The organism is Bacillus sp. RC242, assembly GCF_044908245.1.
Lineage (GTDB): Bacteria > Bacillota > Bacilli > Bacillales > Bacillaceae_G > Bacillus_A > Bacillus_A mycoides.
The window spans coordinates 195,513-222,025 of record NZ_JBIYCZ010000004.1; the positions used below are offsets into that span (position 1 = coordinate 195,513).

The 26,513-nt window shown below is 38.2% G+C and carries 25 protein-coding genes and 2 pseudogenes; 26 read left to right on the plus strand and 1 reads right to left on the minus strand.

Annotation, left to right across the window (positions count from 1 at the left end):
• Positions 1-49: 49 nt before the first annotated feature.
• The 4 genes and pseudogenes from ABH957_RS10085 to ABH957_RS10100 all read left to right on the plus strand — a co-directional run.
• A pseudogene (locus ABH957_RS10085) lies at positions 50-304 on the plus strand (DUF975 family protein); the annotation flags it as partial.
• A 186-nt stretch (positions 305-490) separates the two neighbouring features.
• The gene (gene tnpB, locus ABH957_RS10090) at positions 491-1,612 is read left to right on the plus strand and encodes an IS200/IS605 family element RNA-guided endonuclease TnpB (protein WP_404454770.1); all 1,122 of its coding nucleotides are present in this window, start codon (positions 491-493) and stop codon (positions 1,610-1,612) included.
• 77 nt (positions 1,613-1,689) lie between these two features.
• Positions 1,690-1,818, plus strand: a pseudogene (locus ABH957_RS10095) (DUF975 family protein); the annotation flags it as partial.
• Between the two features lie 44 nt (positions 1,819-1,862).
• Positions 1,863-2,516 (plus strand): DUF975 family protein, encoded by a 654-nt coding sequence (locus tag ABH957_RS10100; protein ID WP_404511098.1) that lies wholly within the window; start codon positions 1,863-1,865, stop codon positions 2,514-2,516.
• Between the two features lie 17 nt (positions 2,517-2,533).
• On the opposite strand, the gene ABH957_RS10105 is transcribed toward ABH957_RS10100, so the two are convergent.
• Positions 2,534-5,263 carry a putative bifunctional diguanylate cyclase/phosphodiesterase gene (locus ABH957_RS10105; protein WP_404511100.1) on the minus strand — a complete coding sequence of 910 codons (2,730 nt, stop codon included), beginning with the start codon at positions 5,261-5,263 and terminating at the stop codon, positions 2,534-2,536.
• A gap of 306 nt (positions 5,264-5,569) precedes the next feature.
• Here ABH957_RS10105 and nuoA point away from each other — a divergent pair, with 306 nt between their 5' ends.
• The 22 genes from nuoA (at position 5,570) to mreB (ending at position 26,015) form a co-directional block, all read left to right on the plus strand.
• Positions 5,570-5,938 (plus strand): NADH-quinone oxidoreductase subunit NuoA, encoded by a 369-nt coding sequence (gene nuoA / locus ABH957_RS10110; protein WP_000179270.1) that lies wholly within the window; start codon positions 5,570-5,572, stop codon positions 5,936-5,938.
• On the plus strand, positions 5,929-6,447 hold the full coding sequence (gene nuoB, locus ABH957_RS10115) for an NADH-quinone oxidoreductase subunit NuoB (RefSeq protein ID WP_002089729.1): 519 nt from the start codon (positions 5,929-5,931) through the stop codon (positions 6,445-6,447). Before nuoA ends, nuoB begins: the two co-directional genes overlap by 10 nt.
• A complete protein-coding gene (locus ABH957_RS10120; RefSeq protein ID WP_404511101.1) occupies positions 6,444-7,901 on the plus strand; it encodes an NADH-quinone oxidoreductase subunit C in 1,458 nt (485 codons plus the stop codon). The genes nuoB and ABH957_RS10120 overlap by 4 nt, the downstream gene beginning before the upstream one ends.
• A 3-nt stretch (positions 7,902-7,904) precedes the next feature.
• Entirely contained in the window at positions 7,905-9,005 is a 1,101-nt protein-coding gene (gene nuoD, locus ABH957_RS10125) for an NADH-quinone oxidoreductase subunit NuoD (RefSeq protein WP_404511102.1), read from the plus strand.
• Positions 9,005-10,006: an NADH-quinone oxidoreductase subunit NuoH gene (gene nuoH, locus ABH957_RS10130; protein WP_002068471.1), complete on the plus strand. Its 1,002-nt coding sequence runs from the start codon at positions 9,005-9,007 to the stop codon at positions 10,004-10,006. Before nuoD ends, nuoH begins: the two co-directional genes overlap by 1 nt.
• A 25-nt stretch (positions 10,007-10,031) precedes the next feature.
• Positions 10,032-10,451 (plus strand): NADH-quinone oxidoreductase subunit NuoI, encoded by a 420-nt coding sequence (nuoI, locus tag ABH957_RS10135; RefSeq protein ID WP_000677191.1) that lies wholly within the window; start codon positions 10,032-10,034, stop codon positions 10,449-10,451.
• Positions 10,448-10,972, plus strand: a complete 525-nt coding sequence (locus tag ABH957_RS10140) for an NADH-quinone oxidoreductase subunit J (protein WP_001012819.1) — start codon at positions 10,448-10,450, stop codon at positions 10,970-10,972. Before nuoI ends, ABH957_RS10140 begins: the two co-directional genes overlap by 4 nt.
• The gene (gene nuoK, locus ABH957_RS10145; RefSeq protein WP_000100081.1) at positions 10,965-11,279 is read left to right on the plus strand and encodes an NADH-quinone oxidoreductase subunit NuoK; all 315 of its coding nucleotides are present in this window, start codon (positions 10,965-10,967) and stop codon (positions 11,277-11,279) included. The genes ABH957_RS10140 and nuoK overlap by 8 nt, the downstream gene beginning before the upstream one ends.
• A 29-nt stretch (positions 11,280-11,308) precedes the next feature.
• Complete coding sequence (nuoL, locus tag ABH957_RS10150) at positions 11,309-13,171, plus strand: NADH-quinone oxidoreductase subunit L (RefSeq protein ID WP_219300841.1); 1,863 nt, start codon at positions 11,309-11,311, stop codon at positions 13,169-13,171.
• A complete protein-coding gene (locus ABH957_RS10155) occupies positions 13,168-14,670 on the plus strand; it encodes an NADH-quinone oxidoreductase subunit M (RefSeq protein ID WP_404511103.1) in 1,503 nt (500 codons plus the stop codon). Before nuoL ends, ABH957_RS10155 begins: the two co-directional genes overlap by 4 nt.
• Before the next feature lie 7 nt (positions 14,671-14,677).
• Positions 14,678-16,192, plus strand: a complete 1,515-nt coding sequence (gene nuoN, locus ABH957_RS10160; protein ID WP_404511189.1) for an NADH-quinone oxidoreductase subunit NuoN — start codon at positions 14,678-14,680, stop codon at positions 16,190-16,192.
• Positions 16,193-16,399: 207 nt separating this feature from the next.
• Positions 16,400-16,636 carry a DUF1146 family protein gene (locus ABH957_RS10165; RefSeq protein ID WP_002113021.1) on the plus strand — a complete coding sequence of 79 codons (237 nt, stop codon included), beginning with the start codon at positions 16,400-16,402 and terminating at the stop codon, positions 16,634-16,636.
• A 51-nt stretch (positions 16,637-16,687) separates the two neighbouring features.
• Positions 16,688-17,392 carry a YwmB family TATA-box binding protein gene (locus ABH957_RS10170; RefSeq protein WP_181149507.1) on the plus strand — a complete coding sequence of 235 codons (705 nt, stop codon included), beginning with the start codon at positions 16,688-16,690 and terminating at the stop codon, positions 17,390-17,392.
• 39 nt (positions 17,393-17,431) lie between these two features.
• Positions 17,432-18,736 carry a UDP-N-acetylglucosamine 1-carboxyvinyltransferase gene (gene murA / locus ABH957_RS10175; RefSeq protein WP_002068497.1) on the plus strand — a complete coding sequence of 435 codons (1,305 nt, stop codon included), beginning with the start codon at positions 17,432-17,434 and terminating at the stop codon, positions 18,734-18,736.
• 253 nt (positions 18,737-18,989) lie between these two features.
• On the plus strand, positions 18,990-20,009 hold the full coding sequence (gene spoIID, locus ABH957_RS10180) for a stage II sporulation protein D (protein WP_404442307.1): 1,020 nt from the start codon (positions 18,990-18,992) through the stop codon (positions 20,007-20,009).
• 102 nt (positions 20,010-20,111) lie between these two features.
• Positions 20,112-21,119: a LytTR family transcriptional regulator DNA-binding domain-containing protein gene (locus tag ABH957_RS10185; RefSeq protein WP_404511105.1), complete on the plus strand. Its 1,008-nt coding sequence runs from the start codon at positions 20,112-20,114 to the stop codon at positions 21,117-21,119.
• 179 nt (positions 21,120-21,298) lie between these two features.
• A complete protein-coding gene (locus ABH957_RS10190) occupies positions 21,299-22,141 on the plus strand; it encodes an ABC transporter ATP-binding protein (RefSeq protein WP_404454745.1) in 843 nt (280 codons plus the stop codon).
• Positions 22,141-22,848 (plus strand): ABC transporter permease, encoded by a 708-nt coding sequence (locus ABH957_RS10195; protein ID WP_061673793.1) that lies wholly within the window; start codon positions 22,141-22,143, stop codon positions 22,846-22,848. Before ABH957_RS10190 ends, ABH957_RS10195 begins: the two co-directional genes overlap by 1 nt.
• Before the next feature lie 162 nt (positions 22,849-23,010).
• On the plus strand, positions 23,011-23,994 hold the full coding sequence (gene spoIIQ, locus ABH957_RS10200) for a stage II sporulation protein SpoIIQ (protein WP_002167338.1): 984 nt from the start codon (positions 23,011-23,013) through the stop codon (positions 23,992-23,994).
• 141 nt (positions 23,995-24,135) lie between these two features.
• Positions 24,136-24,270: a hypothetical protein gene (locus tag ABH957_RS10205; protein WP_002016211.1), complete on the plus strand. Its 135-nt coding sequence runs from the start codon at positions 24,136-24,138 to the stop codon at positions 24,268-24,270.
• A gap of 309 nt (positions 24,271-24,579) precedes the next feature.
• On the plus strand, positions 24,580-24,852 hold the full coding sequence (gene spoIIID / locus ABH957_RS10210; protein WP_002089714.1) for a sporulation transcriptional regulator SpoIIID: 273 nt from the start codon (positions 24,580-24,582) through the stop codon (positions 24,850-24,852).
• Between the two features lie 161 nt (positions 24,853-25,013).
• A complete protein-coding gene (gene mreB / locus ABH957_RS10215; RefSeq protein WP_404511191.1) occupies positions 25,014-26,015 on the plus strand; it encodes a rod shape-determining protein in 1,002 nt (333 codons plus the stop codon).
• The last annotated feature ends 498 nt before the right edge of the window (positions 26,016-26,513 follow it).

Here is a 26,513-nt window from a genome sequence, read left to right on the forward strand (position 1 = left end):
GATGCCAAGTGTGAAAATCAAGAAATAAAAAGAACTGCAGGTTCGTTTTTTGTTATATACAGGTACGTGGATTCCGATGTTGTTACTAGGTGTATTCGCGTTTTTTGGTGAGGAAGGGAATGTATCGTTAACAATTGCTTTCTTTGTACTATTAGCTATTTCGATTGTTGTAATGATTGTGATGTATTTTTCTTATGCGATGACGTATTATGTTATGGTTGAAAATCCAAATTATAGCGTTTCACAAGCAATGAGAGAAAGTAAGAACGTTATGAAGGGACATAAACTAGATTTATTTCTTTTATCATTTTAGCCAAGAAGACTCCTTCCTCAAGGAACGCGAAGTGAGTAGGTGGGAGATGAATTGGCTTCGGACAAGGGATGGCAGGAAGCCGTCTTAATTGTTCGACATACATAAACTGTTACTTCACTACCTATCAAATGTACGTTTGTTGTATAATAGGCACATATCGAAATGGGGGTGAAACGAATGATAATCAATAAAGCATATAAATTTCGTATCTATCCAAATAAAGCACAGGCGACCCTAATCAATAAAACGATTGGCTGTTCTCGTTTTGTATTCAATCATTTCCTATCTCTATGGGATAATGTATACAAAGAAACAGGAAAAGGTTTGACATATGGTACATGCTCTGCCAAACTTCCTGCCATGAAGAAAGAGTTTGTTTGGCTAAAAGAAGTGGATAGTATTGCGATTCAGTCTTCTGTTCGCAACCTTGCGGATGCGTATACACGCTTTTTTAAAAAACAAAATAGTGCCCCGCGTTTCAAGTCTAAGAAAAACAACGTACAATCTTACACCACAAAACAAACAAATGAAAACATTTCCGTTATAGGAAACAAAATAAAATTACCAAAACTAGGTCTTGTTCGATTTGCCAAAAGTCGTGAAATAAAGGGACGTATTTTAAATGCTACGGTTAGACGGAACTCTTCTGGCAGATACTTTGTGTCATTGTTAGTTGAAACAGAAGTGCAAGAACTTCCGAAAACAAATTCTTACATTGGAATGGATGTGGGACTAAAAGATTTCGCCATTTTGTCAGATGGAACAACCTATAAAAATCCGAAGTTTTTTCGATCGTTAGAAGAGAAGTTGGCAAAAGCACAGCGTGTTCTTTCTAGAAGAATGAAAGGATCTTCTCGCTGGAATAAACAACGAGTAAAAGTAGCTAGAATTCATGAATACATAGCAAATGCTAGAAAAGATTACTTGGACAAAATCTCAACTGAAATCATCAAAAACCACGATGTTATCGGTATAGAAGATTTGCAAGTATCTAATATGTTAAAGAATCATAAGTTAGCAAAAGCGATTAGTGAGGTATCATGGTCACAGTTTCGAACCATGTTGGAATATAAAGCGGAATGGTACGGCAAACAAATCATTGTCGTATCGAAAACATTTGCTTCAAGCCAATTATGTTCTTGTTGTGGATATCAAAACAAAGACGTTAAAAATCTCAACCTACGTAAATGGGACTGCCCTTCTTGCCTTACACACCATGATAGGGATATTAACGCAAGTATCAATCTAAAGAATGAAGCGATAAGGCTTCTAACCGCAAGGACTGCGGAGATAGCCTAATAAATTAGAGTTCAATAGAACTCTTTACTTAGGAATCCCCCACTTCTAAACGAAGTGAAAGTGGGGGTAGTTCAAGGCTTAGCTTCATAGGATGGGCTATTTTAGCAATTCTTACTCTTGGAATAGGATTTCTTTGGCTTAGTCCATATGTAGGTACAACGACAGCACATTTTTATCGCTATATTGCAAAAGGTGAATTGCAGTAGGGACGTGCTATACTAATAGAATTATTACGTATAGGAGGTTAAGTATGATTAGTGATTTAAAAGGAGAAGCGCTAGATTCACTGGAAGGAAAATGGGGCTTAGCTGTTGGGGCAACATTACTTATTTCGATTCTTACTTCAGCTTTTAGTTTTAGTATTCAGTTCCTTCTCTCTCAGGTTTGGGAGTGGAAAGAAGTGAATAGCTCACTTTCAATAGATGTTATTACAATATTGCTGGTGGGGCCTTTAACGCTAGGGGGTTATTGTTTAGCACTACATATAATACGTGAAAAAGAAGCGCGTATTGGGCATATATTTAGATGGTTTACAGAAGGAAGTAAGTTTATAAGGTCATTTTTATTATATATAGTAGTAAACATTTATATTTTCTTATGGTGTTTACTATTTATTATTCCAGGCATTATTAAATCATTTTCTTATGCGATGACGTATTTTATTATAAATGATTATCCTGAGTATTCAATAAATCAAGCTATTACAGAAAGTCGTCGTATGATGGCTGGACATAAGATGGAGTATTTCATTTTATGTTTAAGTTTTATTGGTTGGTTTATATTAAGTTGTATTACATTAGGGATTGGATTTTTATGGTTGATTCCGTATTTTTATACAACGACAGCAGCTTTTTACGAAGAGATTGCAGAAGAATATTACGAAAAAAGAATTCCGACACTTTAAAAAACACCCAGTGTGAACTATTGGTTCATACTGGGTGTTTTTTGTAGAAATTTTATAAACTGTTTACTTGTTAGAGGTTTACTGAAATAGTAACCTTGCATGTATTTACAGTTGTTTTTTTGCAGAAACTTAAGCTGTTTTTCTGTTTCAATTCCTTCAGCAACGACAGAGAGATTTAAAGTATTTGCAAGGGAAAGGATAGTGGAAACGATGGCTCTTTCTTCAGGCCGATGATCGGCTAGTTGTGTAAATTCTTTTGGTACTTTTAATGTATCGATAGGGAAAATTGATAAATAAGCAAGAGAAGAGTAGCCGGTACCGAAGTCATCAATGGACGTTTGAATACCATATTCTTTTAATTGCTTTAGTCTCGATAATGTTTCTTTTTCATCAATCATCGCAATTCGTTCTGTTAGTTCAAGTGTTACATCTTTCGGGTCAATCTTAACGTCCTTTAGTATTCGTGAAATATTTTCGATTAATTGATTTTGTTGAAATTCTTTCGCTGATAAATTGACACTCATTTTTAAGTTTGTGTATCCAAAACTTTGCCATATTTTTAGTTGAAGACAAGATTCTCGTAGCACCCAATGTCCAAGTGGGATGACCTGCGGAGTCTCTTCCACAATTGGAATGAACTCACATGGTGAAATGTCACCTAGGAGCGGGTGTTTCCAACGTATTAATGCTTCAGCACCGATAATTTTATTTGCTGTCGTATCAATTTGTGGTTGATAGACGAGATAAAATTCGTTGTTTACTAAAGCGAGTGGCAAATCTTTTTCGATTCGAGCTTTTCGTTCCATTTTTTTATATAGTTCTTTCGTGTAAAGAGAGCTCCGATTTTTCCCTTTATTTTTTGCTTCGTACATGGCCATATCAGCATGTTGTAAAATAGACAGCGGATCTTCGCCTGCTTCAGGGTATATGGCAATTCCGATACTCGGTGAGATTCGTAAATGTTGATTTTCGATTTCGAATGGTTCGTTCATGGCTGCTACAATCATATCAGCTATCTTCTTTACATCTGTCCTTTTTTGATAATTTTCGATAAGGATTGTGAATTCATCCCCAGCTAACCGAGCAAGTTTCATATTATGTGTTGATATTCGCTCGAGCCTTTTTGCTACTGCAATTAATAGAAGATCTCCTACCCGGTGACCGAGGGTATCATTAATAACTTTAAAGCGGTCTAGGTCTAGAAACATAACAGCAAAAGGGCTTTTCGATATTTTTGCTCGTGCAATTGCTTTTTCTAAATACTGATGAAATGAACGGCGATTTGCAAGTTCCGTTAAAGTATCGTGATATGCTAGGAAATTAATTTGTTCTTGTTGCTGCTTGCTTTCTGTAATATCTTTAATCATTAAATAGGCCCCAGAAATATGTTCCTTTAAAAAGATGGGAACAGCTGTAACAAGCAAGTAGTAAATATCTCTATTTTTATGATATGCCCGTATTTCTAAAGAAATAGATTTCCCTTTTTTCACTTGATGAAAGGTATTAATGATTTCTTCCAAATCTTCTTCATACATAAGTGAATAGTATGGTTGGTTTAATAATTCATTCGTTTGATAACCGAGTAAAGTAGTTCCAGCGTTGTTCACATTGAGAAAATTACCGTACAAATCTAATGTAAAAATTGGATCTGGATGATGCTCGTATAAAGATTTAAACATTTGTTGGTTATGATATAACTCATTTTTTTGTTCTACTAAATCTTCTGTACGTAGTTCGATTTGTTTCTCGAGTTCTAAGCTGAATTGCATTTGTGCTAGCAATAATATTTTATTTTGTCTTCGAACTAACATATGGCGTATGAGAACGAAGGCGAAGGTTACCATAAGCCCAATTACTACGATAGGTGCAAAAACATTTTCGACCAATATAAAAACAATAAGCATCACGACAGAAATATATGGTAATGATAATCGGATGGATTCACCCAATTGAGGCGTTAGTAATACTTGTTCTTGTTTTTCAGAATCTTTTGTATGAAGTATACAAGCGATTGCTACTAATACTAAGGTTACTTGATATAATGGAGCAACTGTGAACATAGAGTGCTCGGGCTGGAAATATTTTATATAAGCATAAATAGCATCCGTAGTAGCATACAAAATTAAAGCACTGCCAAGAAGAGCGCCAACTTGTTTTGGTAGTAAGAATAATGGTTTGAATAAAAGGTTGATTCCTATTAAAAGAAAGAGTAGATCAGCCATTGGATACGTGAGTTGAACAAACATGTCGATATATGATGTTGTAAAAATATGAATGGTTCTTTCAATAAGCAAATAGTAGCTTAAAGTAAATTGAGCCGTAACAATAATACAAATATCACATATCGTAAAAAGCTGTTCCAATAAGTCTCGGCCATAAATAATTTCATATAGAAAGGCAAATGCAAAGCTAACTAAAAATAATAAGTAAAAAAAGTCTGATGGATCAACGAATGTATAGTAGTCATGCAAAATTAAGCGTTGATAAGCAACTATTATATCACCGATGAAATAAGAGAAGGTTCCGATAGTTAATATTATCCAAAATAAACGTGCTAATCCTTGTTTTACATTTGAAAAGTAAAATATATAACTGTAAATTGTAATATCAATTAATATGGTACTTATTCCAGTCAAAATTTGAAATGGAAGTGCGTATTCATATAAAAAGGGCATTGATACGTAATGAATAGTTATATACAACAATGAAATGCTTATAAGAATACTTACATGTGTTTGTTTTTTCATTTATATCACCCACTGTATATACATAAGAACCACCTTTTTGTAGTTTATGTTTTTTATGATTGCTTGAAAACATATAGAATTTCTATATTTATTTTACACATTTATTATGAGTTGTAAAAATAGATTTGCTCAGCAAGTATTAATTGTTGTTTCTGTTCCCAATATATCGACATAGGAATTTGAAGTTTGCTATAATGAATTAAATAGTTGCATTATTTAGAAAAATTTAAAAATAATAAATGATGCAAGTAAGACATATTGTTTACTATGTGAACTTGTTCTTAATTCAGGGGGGAGGGTTTCACAATGGCAAGTGTATATGAAAATAGTTATATGATCGTTTTGATTTTCTTGCTATTAGGTATATTGCTGCCGGTAGTGGCTCTTACATTAGGGAAAATGCTGCGTCCAAACAAACCGAGTGCAGCGAAAGCGACGACGTATGAGAGTGGAATTGAGCCTTTTCATGATGCAAATATTCGGTTTCATGCTCGTTATTATATTTTCGCTTTATTGTTCGTCATCTTTGATGTAGAAACTTTATTTTTATACCCATGGGCTGTTGCATATGACAAGCTTGGTTTATTTGCACTGATCGAAATGCTAATTTTCGTTGTGATGTTGCTAGTTGGATTAGCGTATGCTTGGAAAAAGAAGGTGTTACAATGGTTATAAATTTTGAGGAATTACACCCACAGGAGCGAGCGGAATTAGAAAGAAATATCTTTTTTTCTACATTGGAACAGTTGAAGGGATGGGCGCGGAGCAACTCTTTATGGCCGATGACATTTGGACTGGCATGCTGTGCGATTGAAATGATGGGAGTAGGTTCATCACATTACGATTTAGATCGATTTGGGTCATTTTTTCGGACTTCACCAAGACAATCGGACGTCATGATTGTGTCAGGAACGGTAACGAAGAAAATGGCACCTATTGTTCGGCGCCTATATGATCAAATGCCTGAACCGAAGTGGGTAATTGCGATGGGATCTTGTGCAACAGCCGGTGGTCCGTATGTGAATTCGTATGCTGTTGTGAAAGGTGTAGATCAAATTGTACCAGTTGATGTGTATATTCCTGGATGCCCTCCAAATCCTGCTGCTTTAATTTATGGAATTAATAAATTAAAAGAAAAAATTCGTTACGAGGCGAGGACCGGGAAGCAGGTGACGAATAAATGAGTGATCCAAATAAAGACTTAGAAAGTATGAAAAAAGAAGCAGCCCGTCATGCGAAAGAGGAAGCGCGAAAACGTCTTGCTGCGAAACATGAGGCGGAAATGTCTAAACTTGAAGGAGAACATCGAGAAAAAGAGAAAGCGCTGCCAAAAGATAAGGGGATTAATGTAGAAGAAGCGAAACGGCTTGCTGCAGCAGCCGCAAAAGCAAAAGCAGCGGCATTAGCGAAACAAAAGCGAGAAGGATCAGAAGAAGTAACGGACGAAGAAAAAGCCAAAGCGAAGGCGAAAGCCGCAGCAGCCGCAAAAGCAAAAGCAGCGGCACTAGCGAAGCAGAAGCAAGAAGAGTCAGAAGAAGCCACGGAAGAGGAAAAGGTTAAAGAGAAGGTAAAGGCTGCAGCGGCTGCAAAAGCAAAAGCAGCGGCACTAGCGAAGCAAAAGCGAGAAGGATCAGAAGGAGTAACGGACGAAGAAAAAGCCAAAGCGAAGGCGAAAGCCGCAGCAGCCGCAAAAGCAAAAGCAGCGGTATTAGCGAAGCAGAAGCGAGAAGGATTAGAAGAAGTAACGGACGAAGAAAAAGCCAAAGCGAAGGCGAAAGCCGCAGCGGCTGCAAAAGCAAAAGCAGCGGTATTAGCGAAACAAAAGCGAGAAGGATCAGAAGAAGTAACGGACGAAGAAAAAGCCAAAGCGAAGGCGAAAGCTGCAGCAGCCGCAAAAGCAAAAGCAGCGGCATTAGCGAAACAGAAGCGAGAAGGATCAGAAGAAGTAACGGACGAAGAAAAAGCCAAAGCGAAGGCCGTAGCAGCTGCAAAAGCAAAAGCAGCAGCGTTAGCGAAGCAGAAAGCCTCACAAGGTGAGAGGGATTCTGGAGATGAGAAAGCAAAGGCAATTGCAGCCGCGAAAGCGAAAGCCGCTGCTGCGGCAAGGGCAAAGGGATCTGTAAATAAGATAGAAGACGAACTGCAGCAGGAAGAACCATCAGTTAACCAACCATATTTAAATCGCTATGTGGAGGTTGTTAAGGAGAGGGTAGGAGAATATGCATTAGTAGATTCCTATATTAATAAGCTTTCAAAAGATGTTCCAACGCTTGTGGCGGAGCCTTCGAAATATTATGAAGTGATGGAATTAATGCGATTCCATGAAGGACTTGCTTTTGATTATATGTCAGAGCTACATGCGACGGATTTTGTGACACATATGGAAGTATACGTTCATTTATTTTCATATGGAAAGAAACAGTCAGTAGCAGTGAAGGTAAAGCTAGATAGGGAAGCGCCGCAAGTGAAATCGGTGACGCCGCTTTGGAAAGGGGCAGATTGGCCGGAGCGTGAAGCGTATGATTTGCTCGGTATTATATTTGAAGGTCATCCTAATTTATCTCGCATTTTAATGCCGGATGATTGGGTGGGGTATCCGCTTAGGAAAGATTATGAACCGTATGATGTGGAGGTGTAGCTTGTGATCCGTACGGAAGAGATGCTCTTAAATGTAGGGCCGCAGCATCCGAGTACACATGGTGTGTTTCGGCTTGTGATTAAGATTGACGGGGAAATTATTAAAGAGGCTACACCGGTTATCGGATATTTGCATCGCGGAACAGAAAAGATCGCTGAGAGCTTGCAATATACACAAATTATCCCGTATACAGATCGAATGGACTATTTATCAGCAATGACGAATAATTACGTCCTTTGCCACGCTGTAGAGACGATGATAGATCTTGAGATTCCAGAGCGTGCTGAATATTTACGGGTGCTTGCGATGGAGCTTGGGAGGGTTGCGAGCCATCTCGTCTGGTGGGGAACGAACTTGCTTGATATAGGAGCGGTTAGTCCATTTTTATATGCCTTTCGTGAACGAGAGATGATTATAAATTTATTAAGTGAATTGTGCGGTGCAAGGCTTACTTTCAACTATATGAGAGTTGGCGGTGTGAAGTGGGATGCGCCAGACGGCTGGATTGAAAAGGTGAAAGAGTTTGTTCCGTATATGAGAGAGCAATTGGCAGGTTACCACGACCTCGTTAGCGGAAATGAAATTTTCTTAAATCGTGTGAAGGGCGTTGGCGTATATAGCGCGGAAGAGGCGATCTCGTATTCTTTAAGCGGCGCAAATTTGCGGTGCACGGGAGTTCACTTTGATCTTCGCAAAGATGAGCCGTATTCTATTTATGATCGTTTTGACTTTGATGTTCCTGTTGGGAGCACGGGAGATGCTTGGGATCGTTACGTTTGCCGGATGGAGGAAATTGAGGAGTCATTGAAAATTATTGAGCAAGCAGCCGAGCAGTTCCCGAAAGACGGCGCTGTGCTGGCGAAAGTCCCGAAAATTATTAAAGCACCTAAGGGAGAAGCGTTCGTCCGTATAGAGTCACCACGTGGGGAGATTGGCTGTTATATTGCTAGTGATGGAAAGAAAGAGCCGTACCGTTTGAAATTTCGCAGACCGTCTTTTTATAATTTGCAAATCTTACCGAAATTATTGAAAGGTGAAAATATCGCCAATTTAATTACGATTTTAGGTGGGGTTGATATTGTACTTGGGGAGGTTGACGGCTAATGATTGAGACGCTCTTACAATCACCTTCAAGCTGGACGAATTTCTTCATTTTTTTCGGGTTAGCGGTGCTTCTATTATTTGCAGTCCTTGGCTTCGTTACATACGGTATTTTGGCAGAACGGAAAGTGATGGGATTTATGCAAGGACGGATTGGACCAAACCAAGTTGGAGGCCGGTTCGGTTTACTCCAAACGGTAGCTGATGTTTTGAAACTATTATTAAAAGAAGATAGCATTCCGAAAGCTGCTGATAAACCGTTGTTTATATTAGCACCTGTTATTGCATTCGCACCAGCATTTATGGTACTTGCGGTTATCCCGTTTACTGATAAATTTCAGTTCGCGGATATTGGCGTAGGGTTACTGTATTACATTGCTGTTTCTGGGATTACGACGATCGGAGTTGTAACTGGGGGATGGGCATCAAATAATAAGTATTCCCTTTTAGGAGGGATGCGTGCGGCGGCACAAATGATTTCTTATGAGATTCCACTTGTGATGAGTGTAATTGGTGTCGTTTTGTTAGCTGGTAGTCTTAACTTGAATGAAATTGTAGCGGCGCAGGAGAAGGTATGGTACATTTTCGCACAGCCAATCGGTTTCGTCATTTTCTTAATCGCGGCAGTTGCAGAGTTAAATAGGACGCCGTTTGATTTACCAGAAGCGGAGTCAGAACTTGTTTCAGGATACCATACGGAATACTCAGGGTTTCGCTGGGCGTTTTTCATGCTTTCAGAGTATGTGTATTTCTTCGGGATGTCATCTTTAATTACAGTACTCTTTTTAGGCGGATGGAATCCAGTTATGTTCCTTGGATTTATTCCAGGAGCCGTATGGTTTGCTTTAAAATTCAGCAGTGTGGTCTTTCTATTGATTTGGTTCCGCGTTACGTTCCCGCGTATAAGAGGTGACCAGTTAATGGAGTTTGGATGGAAAGTATTATTACCAATCGCACTTGCAAATATTTTCTTAACGGCATTGATTAAGGAGCTATTCTTCTAATCTATAAAGGGGGTGCCAGCAAGAGATGAAAGGACTATTTAAAGGGTTAAAATATACGCTTAGTAATTTGAGTAAGAAAAAGGTGACGTATGATTATCCAAATCAACCGTTGCCATTACCAGACCGCTTTCGAGGTATTCAAAAGTTTTATCCAGAGAAATGTATTGTTTGTAATCAGTGTTCCAACATTTGTCCGACAGATTGCATTCAATTAACAGGAAAAAAACATCCTGATCCTACAAAAAAAGGGAAAATTATCGACACGTATGATATTAATTTCGAAATTTGTATTCTTTGCGATTTATGTACAGAAGTTTGCCCGACAGAGGCGATTGTAATGACAAATAACTTTGAACTCGCAGAGTATTCACGTGATGATTTATTTAAAAATTTGCAGTGGCTTGACGAGAACGACGAGAACGTCAGGAAGGAGAATAAAGCATGAATGGCGAGTTTGTAGCTTTCTTTATATTATCCTTGTCTGCGATTATCGGCGGCGTTCTTATGCTAAATTTAACGAAAGTAATGCATATGATGCTGGCCCTTGTGCTTACGTTCCTTAGCATTGCGGGTTTGTACTTTCTCTTATCAGCCGAATTTATCGGAGTGGCACAAATTTTACTTTACTCTGGTGCAATCACTATTATTATGATTTTTGGCATTATGTTAACGAAACATAACGCGGAAAATGAATCGCGCCTTACTCTTCGAAAATGGATTATCTTCTTTGCGGTTGTAGCATTTGGAGCGGTTATGTATTTCGCTGTTAATAGTATCGATTTTTCAAATCAAAGCACACAAGGAAGTTTACCTCTCCATGAAAATAACACACTTCAAATCGGTACACTTCTCTATTCAAAATATATTATTCCATTCGAATTAACCTCAGTTATTTTACTTGTAGCACTTGTAGGAGCGATTATCCTTGCGAAGAAGGATGAGGGAGAGGAGGATTCCCATGAGTAGCGTTCCGGCTTCTGCGTATTTAACACTTGCGATTATTTTGTTTTGCATCGGCTTATTTGGAGCTTTAACAAAGCGAAATACAGTAATTGTACTAGTTTGTATCGAATTGATGTTAAACGCCGCCAATTTAAATTTAGTAGCGTTTAGTAAATTAGGCTTGTTTCCGAATTTAACAGGACAAATTTTTTCGCTGTTTACGATGTCTGTAGCGGCAGCGGAGGCAGCGGTAGGTCTTGCAATTTTGATTGCTTTGTACCGTAATCGCCCGACAGTTCATGTAGATGAGATGGATACGCTCAAAGGATAGCATTGTGACCGAAAAGGGGGAAGGAAACAATGATCGATTATGCATGGCTCATACCGCTTTTCCCGCTTGTTTCGTTTTTGTTACTTATTGTGTTCGGGAAGAAAATTAGAGAGGGAAGTAGTGTACTAGGTATTTTCTTTACCTTTCTCTCCTTTATATCCGCGGTAGTGGTACTAATAGAACGGTTTTCATCCGAGGCAGTGAAGCATAAGTGGGTATGGCTTAGGGTAGGAGATATAGATATATCATTTGGTTTTGAAGTTACCGCATTAGGGGCTTTAATGTTGTTTATCGTTACGCTTGTGAGTTTTCTTGTACATGTGTACTCAAAAGGTTATATGAAAGGTGACACCAGATTACCAACCTTTTATGCATATTTAGGGCTCTTTACCTTTGCGATGCTTGGGCTAGTTATATCGACGAATTTATTACAGCTTTATATATTTTGGGAGTTAGTCGGCCTTGGTTCGTTTTTACTTATCGGTTTTTATTTCTTTAAAGAAGAAGCGAAAGCTGCTGCGAAAAAGGCTTTTATTATGACACGCATTGGGGATGTTGGGCTATTTATTGGGATGATATTAATTTTTTGGCACGCAGGTAGTTTTGAATATGACGCGATTTTTAAAGCGATTCATACGGGCGACCTCTCTCCTTCTATGATTACAATAACGGCGATATTAATTTTTATCGGTGCGATGGGGAAATCGGGTCAGTTCCCGCTTCATACATGGTTGCCAGATGCAATGGAAGGACCGACGCCTGTTTCGGCACTTATTCACGCGGCAACGATGGTTGCAGCCGGCGTATATTTAGTAGCGACGATGTTCCCGCTATTTTCAGCAAGTGCGGTAGCGATGCAAACTGTGGCAATCGTTGGGGCTTTCACCGCAATCTTTGCGGCCTCTATTGGTCTAGTACAAACTGATATTAAGAGGGTTCTTGCTTACTCTACAGTTAGTCAGCTCGGGTATATGATGCTTGCGCTAGGCTCGGCGGGTTATGTAGCTGGTATCTTTCACTTAACGACACACGCCTTTTTTAAAGCATTATTGTTCCTGGCAGCAGGAAGCGTAATTCATGCAGTCCATACGCAAAACATTAATAAAATGGGCGGTTTACAGAAAAAGATGAAAGTAACCGGTGCACTATTTTTAATAGGCACACTTGCAATTAGTGGTGTTCCTCTGCTTTCCGGATTTTTTAGTAAAGATGAAATTTTAGCGGCGGCTTGGATGAATGGCAATTACTTTCTATTCGTTTTAGCAGTAATTGCGGCATTTCTAACAGCATTTTATATGTTCCGTCTATACTTTCTTGTTTTTACAGGGGAAACGAAGACGGAGGAAGAGGTGCATGAATCACCTCGCACAATGACGTATCCGATGATTGTCCTTGGTGTTCTTGCGGTAGTGGCAGGTTATATAAATACACCGTGGTTCGGAACGTTTCTTGGGGATTGGCTTACGAAAGATATAGGATTCCAGGTGAAGGAAGTGCATGGACCTGTTTGGATTATGGTTGTTGCGACGCTCGTTTCATTTGCGGGAATTGCCCTTGCATATTTCATATACGGCAAGAAATCTATCTCTAGAGATTGGGCCGGCGGAGAAGGGACGCCTCTTTATAACCTTTTGAAAGGAAAATATTATGTGGATGAACTATACAATGTGACGGTGCTTCCTATTACGAAAGGAATCGCTCATGTGCTTCGCTTATTTGAAGTATACGTTGTAGAAGGAATCGCAGTTTTAATTGCTGGATTGGTTAAAGGTATGAGTGGTCTAGGATCGCGGCTTCAAAACGGGAATGTACAAGTGTACGGAACTGTAACAGCAGTTTCGCTCGCAGTTCTCCTAATTATTTTGTTATATACGGGAGGGGATTTACGGTGAATGGATTGCTATTAACGTTCTTCATTTTTTCCCCGCTTTTAGGAATTCTCTTGCTTTTATTAACGCCGAAACGAGAATCGCGTACAGTGCAGGCGCTTGGTGTATTCGGAACGGCGCTTCCATTTGGAATTGCTATCGTTCTTGCTTGTACATACGCTTCAGGAAAGAGCTTATCGATATTTGATGAAAAAGTGAAATGGATTAAATTTGGGGATTTCACAGCAGTGGACAAAAGGTGGTTTTCAATTTATTACGAGCTTGGTATTGATGGTTTATCGCTTGTAATGATGGTGCTCACAGCCCTTCTAGCGATGCTTGCAGCTATTGCGGCATTTTCTATTAAAAGAAATTTGAAAGCATTCTACATGCTGTTACTCATGTTAGAAATAGGTATGCTCGGTGTCTTCGCTGCTCAAAATTTAATGTTGTTCTTCATGTTCTTTGAAATTACGTTGCCACCAATGTTTTTATTAATTGGCAAGTGGGGGAAATTGTCGAGTGAAAAGGCTGCATATAGTTATTTAATATATAACGGTATTGGATCAGCTATTTTACTTATCGTTTTCTCGGTTTTATTTGCGAAAACAGGTACAACAAATATTGCAGAGCTTAAAGAAATATTAACGAGTGTAGGTGCTGGGGGAGGAATGGCCGTCTCAAGTAGCGTACAGTTCGGCTTGTTTCTTGCCATAATGATTGCTTTTGCGATTAAACTCCCTGTTTTCCCTTTGCATCGCTGGATGGTCAATGTACACATAGAAGCGCATCCTGCTGTAGTTATGCTTCACGCGGGGGTTTTGCTGAAGATTGGCGCGTACGGTATTGTTCGCTTCGGGAAAGGATTATTCCCAGAATATTTTCGTGATTTTGCAACGCTAATCGCGATTTTAGGGGTAATTAATTTATTGTATGGAGCCTTTCTAGCACTCATCCAAACGGACTTTAGAAAGGTACTTGCTTACTCTAGTATTTCGCATATGGGCATTGTATTAATGGGGCTTGCGGCGTTAAATGCACCAGGTACACAAGGGGCATTGTTCCAAGTTGTGTCTCACGGTTTAATTGCGGCCTTACTCTTCTTCTTGCTTGGCATTATTGAAGAGCGTTTCGGGACTTCGGATATTACAGCACTTGGTGGACTTGCAAAAAGTGTTCCGGTGCTTAGCGGTTTCTTCCTAGCTGGCGGTATGGCATCGCTTGGAATGCCAGGGATGTCCGGATTTATTAGCGAATTCCTTGCCTTTCTCGGTTTATTCCAAGGGAAACCTGTTATCGCCGCCGTCGGTGTAATTGGAATTATTTTAACCGCTGTATACGTATTAAGAGCGACACTTCAAGTGATATTTGGTAAGAAAGAATGGGAAGCGAAAATTGATATACACGGATGGGAGTACGTTCCTGTTATAGTGCTTATCGTTTGTATTATTGCAATTGGGGTAATGCCAGAACTACTAGGGGATCCACTTCAAACTACATTGAAAACATTGGGGGTGAAGTAGGATGGATATGAACACGTTACTTAGCTTATCATGGCATCTCATGGTACCAGAATTCATTATTCTCGGGGCAGCCATCCTTCTTTCCATATGTGATTTGTTTTTTAAGCTGAACCATAGGTACGTTGCGATTGGTGCAATTGCCGCTGCCTTGTTAGCGATAGTGTCATTAATGACGCTATATAGCGAACCGGCAGGAGATATTTTAAATGGATCGTTAGTACTAGATGGATTTTCAAAAGGATTTAAAACGTTGTTATTAGGTGGATCAGCTCTCGTTTTATGTATGGCAATAAGCGATGACAAGAAGGAGCCTATTCAAGATAAAGGGGAATATTATTATTTGTTTTTAATGGCGCTTCTTGGAGCGATGTTCATGGCGTCTAGCGTTGATTTCATCACATTGTTCGTTGGTTTAGAGTTGCTTTCGCTTTCTTCCTATATTTTAGTAGGAATCCGAAAAAGAAATCGCGCATCGAATGAGGCTGCAATGAAATATGTCATTAACGGAGGAATTGGAACAGCAATTACACTCTTTGGAATGAGTTATTTATACGGTATTACAGGGTCGACCAACATAGTGGAAATGCAAAAGGTATTTACGCAAGGATTGGCCGGGGGCATTCAGTTATTGTTAGCCCTCGCATTTCTACTTTTGCTCGTTGGACTCTCATTCAAAATTGCAACAGTGCCATTTCATATGTGGGCACCAGATGTGTATGAGGGAGCGGCTACACCTGTCACTGCTTTTCTCGGAACGATTTCTAAAATTGCTGGTTTTCTACTCATTACGCGTTTGTTTCTTATGGTGTTTGCAGGTGTGGCAATCCAAGGAGACGCACAATCTTTGTACGGGCGTATGAGTATATACATTGCGGTACTAGCTAGTATTACGATGATTGTTGGGAACGTAGTAGCATTAAAGCAATACAACGTAAAACGTCTATTTGCCTATTCAGGTATCGCGCATGCTGGGTATTTGCTAGTCCCTCTTGTAGCGCTATCACAGTTTACGATGGATAGTATGTGGTTTTATATGCTTGCATATATGCTTATGAATATAGGAGCATTTGCAATCATCCACGGATTAATCTTACAAAATGATAAGGAAAACATGACGATTTTTACAGGGTTATATAAGCGATCCCCCTTTACAGCTATAGTGATGACGGTCTTTATTTTATCGTTAGCTGGAATACCGGGGACAGCAGGTTTCATCGGGAAAATTAACATTTTTTTAGGGGCACTTCATGTTGAACCTGCTCATTACGTATTAGCTTCTATTATGATGGGGACGACGGTTATTTCATTCATATATTATTTCCAAATATTACAGCAAATGTTTTTCCGCAAGGGAGAGACAGAAGAAAAGCTCCGATTACCGTTAAATATAAAGATTGTCATGAGTCTTTGCGCAATTTCAATTGTAATACTAGGGATTATGCCGATGATTGGTTACAATTTCTTTTATGAACATTTTCCATTAATGAAGGATTTCTTCTTCTTGGGGAACGTGGTACAATAGTGGAAATAAAAGGTGTAGAGTCCGTACTCTACGCTTTTTATTTTGGAGTAACAACAAATGAAAACGTCTATAGGTATATGTTTTCCGAGAGGAAATTACGATGTAAGATGCTTATTTGCGTTTGAAAAAGTGTGGCTCCTACTTATTTATGGTATCGTTTTTTACATTTTGCGTAAGTAGTAGCCAAGCAAAAAAGGGGTCGATTTTTTGGCACATCTTTTAGGGCAACAAGCACTGATTGCCATTGTTTCGCATTTATTGTTTATTACCATTACGTGGTGGGCCTTACAAGGTATTCACATTGAGCGCTTAATGAAGTCTGGAAAAGTGATGCAGACGAGAGTATTACTTATCCTAATTACAATTACAATTGGGACATCTGTAAGTAACTTTTTCCTTGATTATTTAGGCTATTCAAAGAGTTTAACGTATTTAGTAAAGTAAGTGTATAGAACCTCATATCTCCGTTAACAATGGGGATAGGAGGGGATGAAATTGAAGTTTAAAGCCATTCTTATCGTTATCGTAAGTGTTGTTTTATTTTTGGTTGGATATAAAGAGATGAAACCTATAAGCGATGAACAGAAAATGGAGAGCATGATTGCAGCTTTAGAGAAGAACGATGCAAAAGTAGAGCGGTGGTCATGGTTAGCGCGAGAAACGAAAACAATTTCTAATATACATACGTTTCAAAAATTGTTAAACGATGTGAAGGAAGAGGCAAACATCGAAAGTTGGGAATTAGAACAATCTCCAGATGGATATAAGGCTACATCCTATAAAAAATCTTCTTCACATGAAGAACGAATAGTAGTAACTTGGAGTAAGGAAAATACTAAAGAAAACACTTTTATTATTTTTGAAGTGAGCGGGGCGAAATGGGACCCGAAGTACGTTCAGAACATAGATAAAATTTTTAGTGAAAAACCTATAATTTACACTTGTGTTCAAGGTGTACTGAATGATAAGATTGAAGGTGTTTTGCAAAATAAAACCAATCAGGTTTTGAAAGATCTTTCAGCAAGAGCGATCGAACAGATAGAAGAAAGAGCATTTGTATCAGTCTCCGCATATAATAAAAAGTGGAATGACGCTCTTTCAACAAATAGAGAGAAAATAAATGTGCAAATAGCAATACGTTCTACAAACAACAAAGATACAATTGTGGTTGGCACACCGATCATAACTTCTGAGTATTGAGTGAATAGATACTGAAAAAAGGACACGGAGGGGAATAATTTGGAAAAGATCATCGTCCGTGGCGGAAAGCGGTTAAGCGGCACAGTGCGTGTTGAGGGCGCAAAAAATGCTGTATTACCTATAATCGCTGCAGCCCTATTAGCGAGTGACGGAAAGAATGTACTATCTGAAGTACCAGTATTATCTGATGTATACACAATTAACGAGGTATTACGTCATTTAAATGCTGAAGTCGTATTTGAAAATAACCAAGTAACAATCGATTCTTCTAAAGAATTAAACATTGAAGCACCATTTGAGTATGTACGTAAGATGCGTGCATCTGTTCAAGTAATGGGACCATTATTAGCACGTAACGGTCGTGCTCGTATTGCACTTCCTGGTGGATGTGCAATTGGTTCACGTCCAATTGACCAACATTTAAAAGGCTTCGAAGCAATGGGAGCGAAAGTAAAAGTTGGTAACGGATTTGTTGAGGCACACGTAGAGGGCGAACTAAAAGGAGCTAAAATTTATTTAGACTTCCCAAGCGTAGGCGCGACAGAAAACATTATGTCTGCAGCTACATTAGCAAAAGGGACAACAGTCCTTGAAAACGCAGCGAAAGAGCCAGAAATCGTTGACTTAGCTAACTTCTTAAATGCAATGGGAGCGAAAGTACGCGGAGCTGGAACTGGAACGATTCGTATTGAAGGCGTTGAAAAATTATATGGTGCGAACCACCCTATTATTCCTGACCGTATTGAAGCAGGAACATTCATGGTTGCAGCGGCAATTACAGGTGGAGACATCTTAATTGAAAATGCTGTGCCTGAACATTTACGCTCAATTACAGCGAAAATGGAAGAAATGGGTGTTAAAATTATTGAGGAAAATGAAGGTGTACGTGTTATCGGCCCAGATAAGTTAAAAGCGGTTGATATTAAAACTATGCCTCATCCAGGTTTCCCAACAGACATGCAATCACAAATGATGGCATTATTACTACATGCTGATGGAACAAGTATGATTACAGAAACGGTATTCGAAAACCGCTTTATGCACGTTGAAGAATTCCGTCGTATGAATGCTGATATTAAAATCGAAGGTCGTTCTGTAATTATGAACGGTCCAAGTAGCTTGCAAGGAGCTGAAGTTGGCGCAACTGATTTACGTGCAGCAGCAGCATTAATCTTAGCTGGTTTAGTATCAGAAGGTTATACTCGTGTAACAGAGTTAAAACATCTTGACCGCGGTTATGTAGACTTCCATAAGAAATTAGCTGCATTAGGTGCAACTATTGAACGTGTAAACGAAAAAGTAGAAGAAGTGAAAGAACAAGAAGTTTCTGATCTTCACGCTTAATTGAAGTAGTCTCTATGTCTTTTGACATAGGGGCTATTTTTTTTGGGTTATTACTGTTATAGTCAATAAATTCTATACTTATGCACGTCTCAGTAAAAATATTTAGAAAATTTTTGTTTTATTCCACTATTTGCGGTCAGTAAAACCCCACTGATTATAGTTTCACTTTATAACGATACCCCCAAGTATGTTCTAAAAGATCCCGTATTTCCATAAGAATGAAAGGAATCCAACTTTATATTGGGGGAATAGGATGAAATTTTCAAAGCCACTTTTCATTACAGTAGCGCTCTTAATAGCGCTCGTTATCATTGTACCTGCTTCTCTTGTTATTCCGTTTGCGAAAGCAAAAGTAGGGGAAGAAGCAGCTTCTAAAACTCCTCCAGCGATAGAAAGTATACCAGCTCCAGGGAAAGTGGATACAGCGGTTCAAGTTGCTGTATATCGTGATCAGCAGAAGAAGGTAGAGACATTGCCTATGGAGGAGTATGTGGCCGGTGTAGTAGCTTCTGAGATGAATGCCAGCTTTGAAATAGAGGCGCTAAAGGCGCAGGCATTAGCAGCAAGAACATTTGTAGTGCAGCGTATGCTAAGCGGAGGTAAGAAAAACAATGCGGACGTGACAGATACGGTGAAAGATCAAGTGTACAAAAGCAAAGAGGAATTGAAGAAACAATGGGGTAATAACTACGAAAATAATTTAAAGAAAATTGAGGAAGCCGTTTCGAAAACCGCAGGACAAGTTTTAACGTATGATGGAAAACCAATTTCAGCATCCTTCTTCTCAACGAGTAACGGACGAACAGAAAATGCAGCTGATTATTGGGGGAATGATTATCCGTACTTAAAGAGTGTAGATAGTCCGTGGGATCAAGCCTCTCCAAAATTTACGAGTGAGCAAAAATTCACAGTAGCTGATTTTCAAAAACGCCTCGGTGTGAAAGTACTAGCAAACGGAAAGGTTGGTAATATTAAAGACCTTACGGAAGGAAAGCGAGTAAAGGATGTAGAGTTTCAAGGAAAAACATTAACAGGAAAACAAGTTCGTGAAAAGTTAGATTTACGCTCCTCAGACTTTACGTGGAAACAAGAAGGAGATAACATCACCGTTACAACGAAAGGGTTCGGTCACGGCGTCGGTATGAGCCAGTACGGCGCGAATGGTATGGCAGCGGAAGGTAAGAAATATACAGAGATAGTCGCTCATTACTATAAAGGCATTGAAATAAAGACGATGAATGATTATGAAGGAAAGTTGATGGTGAAGAAGTAGGTGTCAGGGGTTTCCTGATACCTACTTCTTTTTTGTTTAAAATATCATAATTTTCCATTAATTGTTTGGTATAATAGGATAAAAACATTTGGAGGAGACGGAATGGCGTTATTGGAGTTGAAACAGTTAGGGAAGACGAACCAGTTACCGGCAGTTGAACTGAAGGTTGAAAAAGGGCAATGTGTTGTTTTGCAGTGTAATAACCATACAGCTAAAGTGTTGCACCGCATCATTATCGGTGAAGAAGAAGCTTCAACTGGGAATGTACTATTTGAAGGCACAGCGATTGGAAAGAAGAATTATTCCCGCATTGGTTTTTGTTTTTTGAAAGATGAAGCATACGATCGTTTGAAGGTGAGGGAGTACTTCAAGTTTATATTAGGGCTTTATGAATCTAACATGAGTATGGAAGAAGTAGTACAATATGTCGGTCTCCTAGATAAGTTGAACGTTAAAATAGAAAAACTATCATTTTCAGAGAAACGCCGTCTTCATCTTGGGCGAGTTATGATTCATAATCCGGATTTAGTTATTTTAGAAGAGCCAGAGCAAAATGTCGATACAGAGAGTACGATCATTATTCGAAAAGCGATTATGAAAATGAATGAGCAAGGAAAGGCAATCTTTATCACGTCCTCCTTTTTATCAGATGCCCTTTCGCTGACAGAAGATGTGTACATATTAAACAACGATGGTGTGAAAAAGATAGAAATAGAGCAAGAGGAAGTTGAAGAAGTCGATGAAGAAAAAGTAGTTCAAATGATTCCGCAAATGAAACTTGAAAGAATTCCAGCGAAAGTGAATGATAAAATCATTTTACTGGATCCGATGGAAATCCATTTCATTGAAACGCAAAATGGAGTGACACATATTCATGTGCGCGAAGGGGATTTCGTATGCGCATTAACATTAAGTGAACTAGAAGTGAGATTAACAGGATTTGGATTCTTTAGATGTCATCGCTCGTACCTCGTCAATTTACAAAGAGTACGAGAAGTTATTACGTGGACACGTAATAGTTTTAGTTTAATTTTGGATGACGAAAGAAAAAGTTCAATCCCGCTTTCAAAAGGACGAATGGATGAATTAAAAGGTGTAATTGGGCTATAAAAATGCTCCGATAAGCTCAAAATATGATTCATTCACCGGTAAAAATACTCCTTTTACCGGTATTTTACTGCGTAACCCCTTTGTTTTTCATATGATTGAGTCAAGAAAAGCGAAACAAACAAACGAAAAGCGCTAAAGCGACTTTCATCTATAAAAAGAAAAACAAAGGGGATGACGAAATGACATTGGCAATTGAAATGAAAGATGTAATGAAAAGTTTCGATGGAAAAACGGCCCTTCGAAATGTAAATATTGAGGTGAAGCAAGGAGAAATCTTTGGATTCCTCGGACCGAGTGGATCTGGGAAAACAACAACAGTAAAGATTTTAACTTCTCAATTGCTTCATAGTATTGGAACGGTACGAGTGTTGGGGAAAGATATTACAGGACCAAGCAGCATCGATTACAAACGAATCGGCATTTTAACAGACAATAGCGGCTTATACGAAAGACTTAGCATTTATGATAACTTACTATTATTTTGTGACTTATACGATTGCAAAAAAGAACGAATTGATGAAGTGTTAGCACAAGTGAACTTATTGGATGATAAAAAAACACAAGTGAAAAAATTATCAAAAGGAATGAAGCAGCGTGTCACGCTAGCGAGAGCGATCCTTCACAAACCAGATATCCTCTTCTTAGATGAACCAACATCTGCACTTGATCCAGTAAACGTACAAAACATTCATAAAATCTTAAAAGACCTAAATAAAGAAGGAACAACGATTTTCTTAACAACGCACAACATGGACGAAGCAGAAACGCTTTGTAACCGTATTGCCTTTCTGTGCGGCGGAGAAATTGTAGCTCTTGATACACCAGAAAACCTTCGCTTGCAATACGCGAAAGATCAAATACGAGTCGTATTAACAGATAAGAAGAAAGAAATAGTGCAAAAAGATGAATTAGGTGCAAAACGTATTTCAGAATGGATGAAAAAGGGCGAGCTACTATCCATTCATTCACAAGAGCCAACTTTAGGCGATATCTTTATTGAAGTTACTGGGAGGGGATTATAATGACGTTTTCGATGAGAAGATTTTCAGCGATTTTTTGGAAAGAGGTACAGGATATTAAAGCAAATGCATCTGTACTTGTAATGGCAATACTTCCAATTATATTTGCTTTTGTTTATGGACAGATGGATGGACCGAAAGATGAAATATCTAATATGGTAACTTTAATGGCTTTAACAATGGTAGGAAGCTTTGTTCAAGCGGCTTTAATTGCAGAAGAAAAAGAAAAGCATACGCTACGTGTGCTGATGTTATCACCAGCATCATCGTTAGAAGTGTTACTAGGAAAAAGCGCATTAACAGGTCTTATTACATTTGCAATTTGTTTTAGTAACTTCGCAATTTTAGGTGTAGTAAAGGGGAATATTCCATTAATAGTGCTATTTTTACTTATTAGTATATTTTTCTTTCTTATGTTAGGTACGGCGATTGGATTAATAGCTAAAACAACAGCATCAACATCAGTAGTAGGTATGCCAATCTTATTTATTTTCCTTCTAGCTCCAATATTAGGAGTTTTTTTAAAAAATGATTTTGTAAAAAAAATGATTGATTTTCTTCCAACGAAACACCTTGCGGATGCAATGCCGAAGCTAATGAACGGAAAGGGATTATCGACTGTTAGTGGTGATTTAATAAATATAATAATTTGGTGCGTACTTTCTATTATTCTTTGTATTATCGTTTATAAAAAGAAACAACTAGACTAAAAAACTGAGCTGAAACGCTCAGTTTTTTCCTTTTTCTATCATTTCCTCGGAAATTTTGCAATTCCTATACATATTTTTACAGAATTTGTCGAAAAGTAATTAGTTATAGGTTGTATAGGATGAGTGAATATTGTTCAAAATGATTGCTGAGGTGATGATGGAATGCGAGGAAGAAATAGTAAAAAGTCGCAAAAAGTAGTACATTTATTTCAAAAAAGATGGGTGTTTCCGGCACTATACATTGCTTGTGCAGCGGTAATCTTAATGGTTGCGCTATGGTTCCAGGGAGCTAATCCAAAGAAAGCTCCGAACCAAGATCAAGCAACACCGTATACACAAACGGAAGATCCGGCAGTACCAGTAACAAAATCTTCAGAAGTAGTGAAAATGCCAACTGCAGCAAATGCAGAAGTAGTAGTACAGAAGAAATTCTATGAAGATGCAGCATCAGAGGCGGAACAAGAAAAAGCACTTGTCTTTTATAACAACACATATTCCCCGAATAAAGGAATTGACATTGCTGCGAAAAACGGAAAAGAATTCGATGTTACAGCTGCTTTAAGTGGTACAGTAACGAAAGCTGAAAAAGATTCACTTCTTGGTTATGTTGTAACAGTAGATAGTGGAAATGGTGTAGCAGCATCTTATCAAAGCTTAGGCAGTGTGAAAGTAGAAAAAGGTGCAAGAGTCGCGCAAGGTGAAGTGTTAGGAAAATCAGGTCTAAATGCAATGAATAAAGATGCAGGTTCTTACGTTCACTTTGAAGTACGTAAAGACAATGTGGCTGTGAACCCTGAGCGTTATTTAAATAAATCAGTAGCAGAAATTAAAGCTGATGCAGGTGCTGCAAAGGCGACAAATGCTTCTGGTAAAAAAGCTGATGACAAATCTCAAAAAGAAGAAAAGTCGACAAGTACGAAACCAGAAGATAAGTCTCAAAAAGAAGAGAAATCAACAAGCGGCTCGACTAGTGATAAAGAGACGAACGGCAAACAAGATGAGAAATCTCAAAAAGAAGAGAAATCAACAAGCGGTTCGACTAGTGATAAAGAGACGAACGGCAAACAAGATGACAAATCTCAAAAAGAAGAAAAATCAACGAATGGTTCTACAGAATCATCTAACGGTTCTTCTTCACAAGAATAATAAAGTGAAAAAATCAGTTCTCATTAGGAGAACTGATTTTTTTATTTTCATATAAAAATAATCAATTTCGAGAAAAAAGTTGCAATAACAAGGAAAAATGACGAGATTCTCGAATATATATTACAAAAGGGAGGGGATACTGTGTCATTTTTATCTGTTCTGTCGATTGCTATCATTTTATTGTTTGTTTTATTCGCTTTATATTATTATATTGCCGGTAAGAAAGAAGTTCCCCACCATCAGTTATTAGAAGAAGAATATGAAAGAGAAGAGTGACACCTTTTATAAAGAGGTGTCACTTTTTTTCGCCATAATTGTCATCGTTAACGTATTTCTCACAAAAAAACGTAATTTTTCTTAACTTAGTCCGCAAAAATAGTGAACATGTAGCATATATCAGTAGTGCGGGCAATACAATGGTATAAACCAATGCAAAGAGAGTGTTTGAGGTGAGAAATCGTGAATCATTTCATTATAAATCCAAGAATGTTTAACGCTTACAAACAGCACTCACATTTACTTCATAGTCGTATGCAGCGAGTCTCATTTCACACTTCTCACATCCAATTTAGGGAGGCGAGTGGTGTGCACGATTACATCAAAGAGAGAACTATCAAGATTGGCAAGTATATCGTGGAGACAAGAAAGACAGTGCGTGTAATCGCAAAGGAGTTTGGGGTATCAAAGAGTACAGTCCATAAAGATTTAACAGAACGTTTGCCAGAAATTAATCCAGAGCTGGCAAATGAAGTGAAAGAAATTCTTGATTATCATAAGTCTATTCGTCATTTAAGAGGTGGAGAAGCAACAAAGCAAAAGTATCGAAAAGAAGATACAGAAAACCCTGTGCGCCAATAAATCTAAAATAGCAAACATTCCTTGTGAATTCGGTAATATTTTTCAGAAGAATTCTTTTTGCGAATATTACGTTTCTGTTAAATTTATGATAAAATCAGAAATTAGGTGTAAAAGAATTCGGGTGTAACCTGATTTTGAATATCGAGGAGGAAATGACGGGAATGTTTGCGCGAGATATCGGAATTGACCTAGGTACGGCTAACGTATTAATTCATGTTAAAGGTAAGGGTATTGTATTAAATGAGCCATCTGTTGTGGCAATTGATCGTAATAGTGGAAAAGTATTAGCGGTAGGCGAAGAAGCAAGAAGTATGGTGGGACGTACACCTGGTAATATTGTGGCGATTCGTCCGCTTAAAGATGGTGTAATCGCAGATTTCGAAATTACAGAAGCGATGTTAAAGTATTTCATTAACAAATTGGACGTGAAGAGCTTCTTTTCAAAACCTCGCATTTTAATTTGCTGTCCAACAAATATCACATCTGTAGAACAAAAAGCAATTCGTGAAGCTGCTGAACGTTCAGGTGGTAAAACAGTATTTTTAGAAGAAGAACCAAAAGTAGCCGCAGTTGGTGCTGGTATGGAAATCTTCCAGCCAAGCGGAAACATGGTTGTTGATATTGGTGGAGGTACAACAGATATTGCCGTACTTTCTATGGGTGATATTGTTACCTCTTCCTCTATCAAAATGGCTGGCGATAAGTTTGATATGGAGATCTTAAACTACGTTAAACGTAAGTATAAGCTATTGATTGGAGAACGTACTTCAGAAAATATTAAAATTAAAGTTGGTACAGTATTCCCGGGTGCACGCAGTGAAGAGCTTGAAATTCGCGGACGTGACATGGTAACTGGTTTACCACGTACAATTACAGTATGCTCTGAAGAAATTACAGAAGCACTAAAAGAAGACGCAGCTATCATTGTACAAGCTGCAAAAGGCGTACTAGAGCGCACACCACCAGAACTATCTGCGGACATCATCGACCGCGGTGTTATTCTAACAGGCGGTGGAGCTTTATTACACGGTATCGACATGCTTCTAGCAGAAGAATTAAAGGTACCAGTATTAATTGCTGAAAACCCAATGCAATGTGTTGCGATTGGTACAGGTGTCATGTTAGAGAATATCGATAAATTGCCGAAGCGTATGTTGAAATAATAAATTGTGAGCATATGGTAAAAAAGGATTACAAATTAATGTAATCCTTTTTTTTATTAGGAGATTAGATTTTTTTAGTGAAAATATTACCTTTATATTTTTTGCATTTACTGATAAAATTTGGGATTGTTTGAAAACAAGAATTTTATATGGTGAAAAATATTTTTAAGGTTTTCTTTTTTAAACAATATCACCTTCATAAGGATCTACCGAACTATTGATTTAAAGGGGGATTTTATGTTTCATAGGTGGATTATATGAGCACAATATTTCTTTCTATTTCTATATTTTATCCTTGAGTAATTTAGGGCCTTTTATGACAAATCCTTTTTTTTGGTATGCATTTTATGTTAAATTATAGGATGTGTTATTAGATTGGAGTATTTGAAGGCTACTAGACAAATTATTACATATTACATTTGAGGCATATACAAGCGAGGATAAATGTAATTTTTCTTAGTATTTTTAATTTGTATAGTGTATCAATGACAAATATGA

Coding starts and splice junctions, on each gene's coding strand:
- ABH957_RS10190 (WP_404454745.1), top strand. CDS start 21,299: ATGACATTGGCAATTGAAATGAAAGATGTAATGAAAAGTTTCGATGGA.
- mreB (WP_404511191.1), top strand. CDS start 25,014: ATGTTTGCGCGAGATATCGGAATTGACCTAGGTACGGCTAACGTATTA.
- nuoI (WP_000677191.1), top strand. CDS start 10,032: ATGAAAGGACTATTTAAAGGGTTAAAATATACGCTTAGTAATTTGAGT.
- nuoH (WP_002068471.1), top strand. CDS start 9,005: ATGATTGAGACGCTCTTACAATCACCTTCAAGCTGGACGAATTTCTTC.
- nuoN (WP_404511189.1), top strand. CDS start 14,678: ATGAACACGTTACTTAGCTTATCATGGCATCTCATGGTACCAGAATTC.
- spoIIQ (WP_002167338.1), top strand. CDS start 23,011: ATGCGAGGAAGAAATAGTAAAAAGTCGCAAAAAGTAGTACATTTATTT.
- ABH957_RS10140 (WP_001012819.1), top strand. CDS start 10,448: ATGAATGGCGAGTTTGTAGCTTTCTTTATATTATCCTTGTCTGCGATT.
- spoIID (WP_404442307.1), top strand. CDS start 18,990: ATGAAATTTTCAAAGCCACTTTTCATTACAGTAGCGCTCTTAATAGCG.
- ABH957_RS10105 (WP_404511100.1), bottom strand. CDS start 5,263: ATGAAAAAACAAACACATGTAAGTATTCTTATAAGCATTTCATTGTTG.
- ABH957_RS10100 (WP_404511098.1), top strand. CDS start 1,863: ATGATTAGTGATTTAAAAGGAGAAGCGCTAGATTCACTGGAAGGAAAA.
- ABH957_RS10195 (WP_061673793.1), top strand. CDS start 22,141: ATGACGTTTTCGATGAGAAGATTTTCAGCGATTTTTTGGAAAGAGGTA.
- nuoA (WP_000179270.1), top strand. CDS start 5,570: ATGGCAAGTGTATATGAAAATAGTTATATGATCGTTTTGATTTTCTTG.
- nuoB (WP_002089729.1), top strand. CDS start 5,929: ATGGTTATAAATTTTGAGGAATTACACCCACAGGAGCGAGCGGAATTA.
- ABH957_RS10185 (WP_404511105.1), top strand. CDS start 20,112: ATGGCGTTATTGGAGTTGAAACAGTTAGGGAAGACGAACCAGTTACCG.
- nuoL (WP_219300841.1), top strand. CDS start 11,309: ATGATCGATTATGCATGGCTCATACCGCTTTTCCCGCTTGTTTCGTTT.
- tnpB (WP_404454770.1), top strand. CDS start 491: ATGATAATCAATAAAGCATATAAATTTCGTATCTATCCAAATAAAGCA.
- ABH957_RS10120 (WP_404511101.1), top strand. CDS start 6,444: ATGAGTGATCCAAATAAAGACTTAGAAAGTATGAAAAAAGAAGCAGCC.
- nuoK (WP_000100081.1), top strand. CDS start 10,965: ATGAGTAGCGTTCCGGCTTCTGCGTATTTAACACTTGCGATTATTTTG.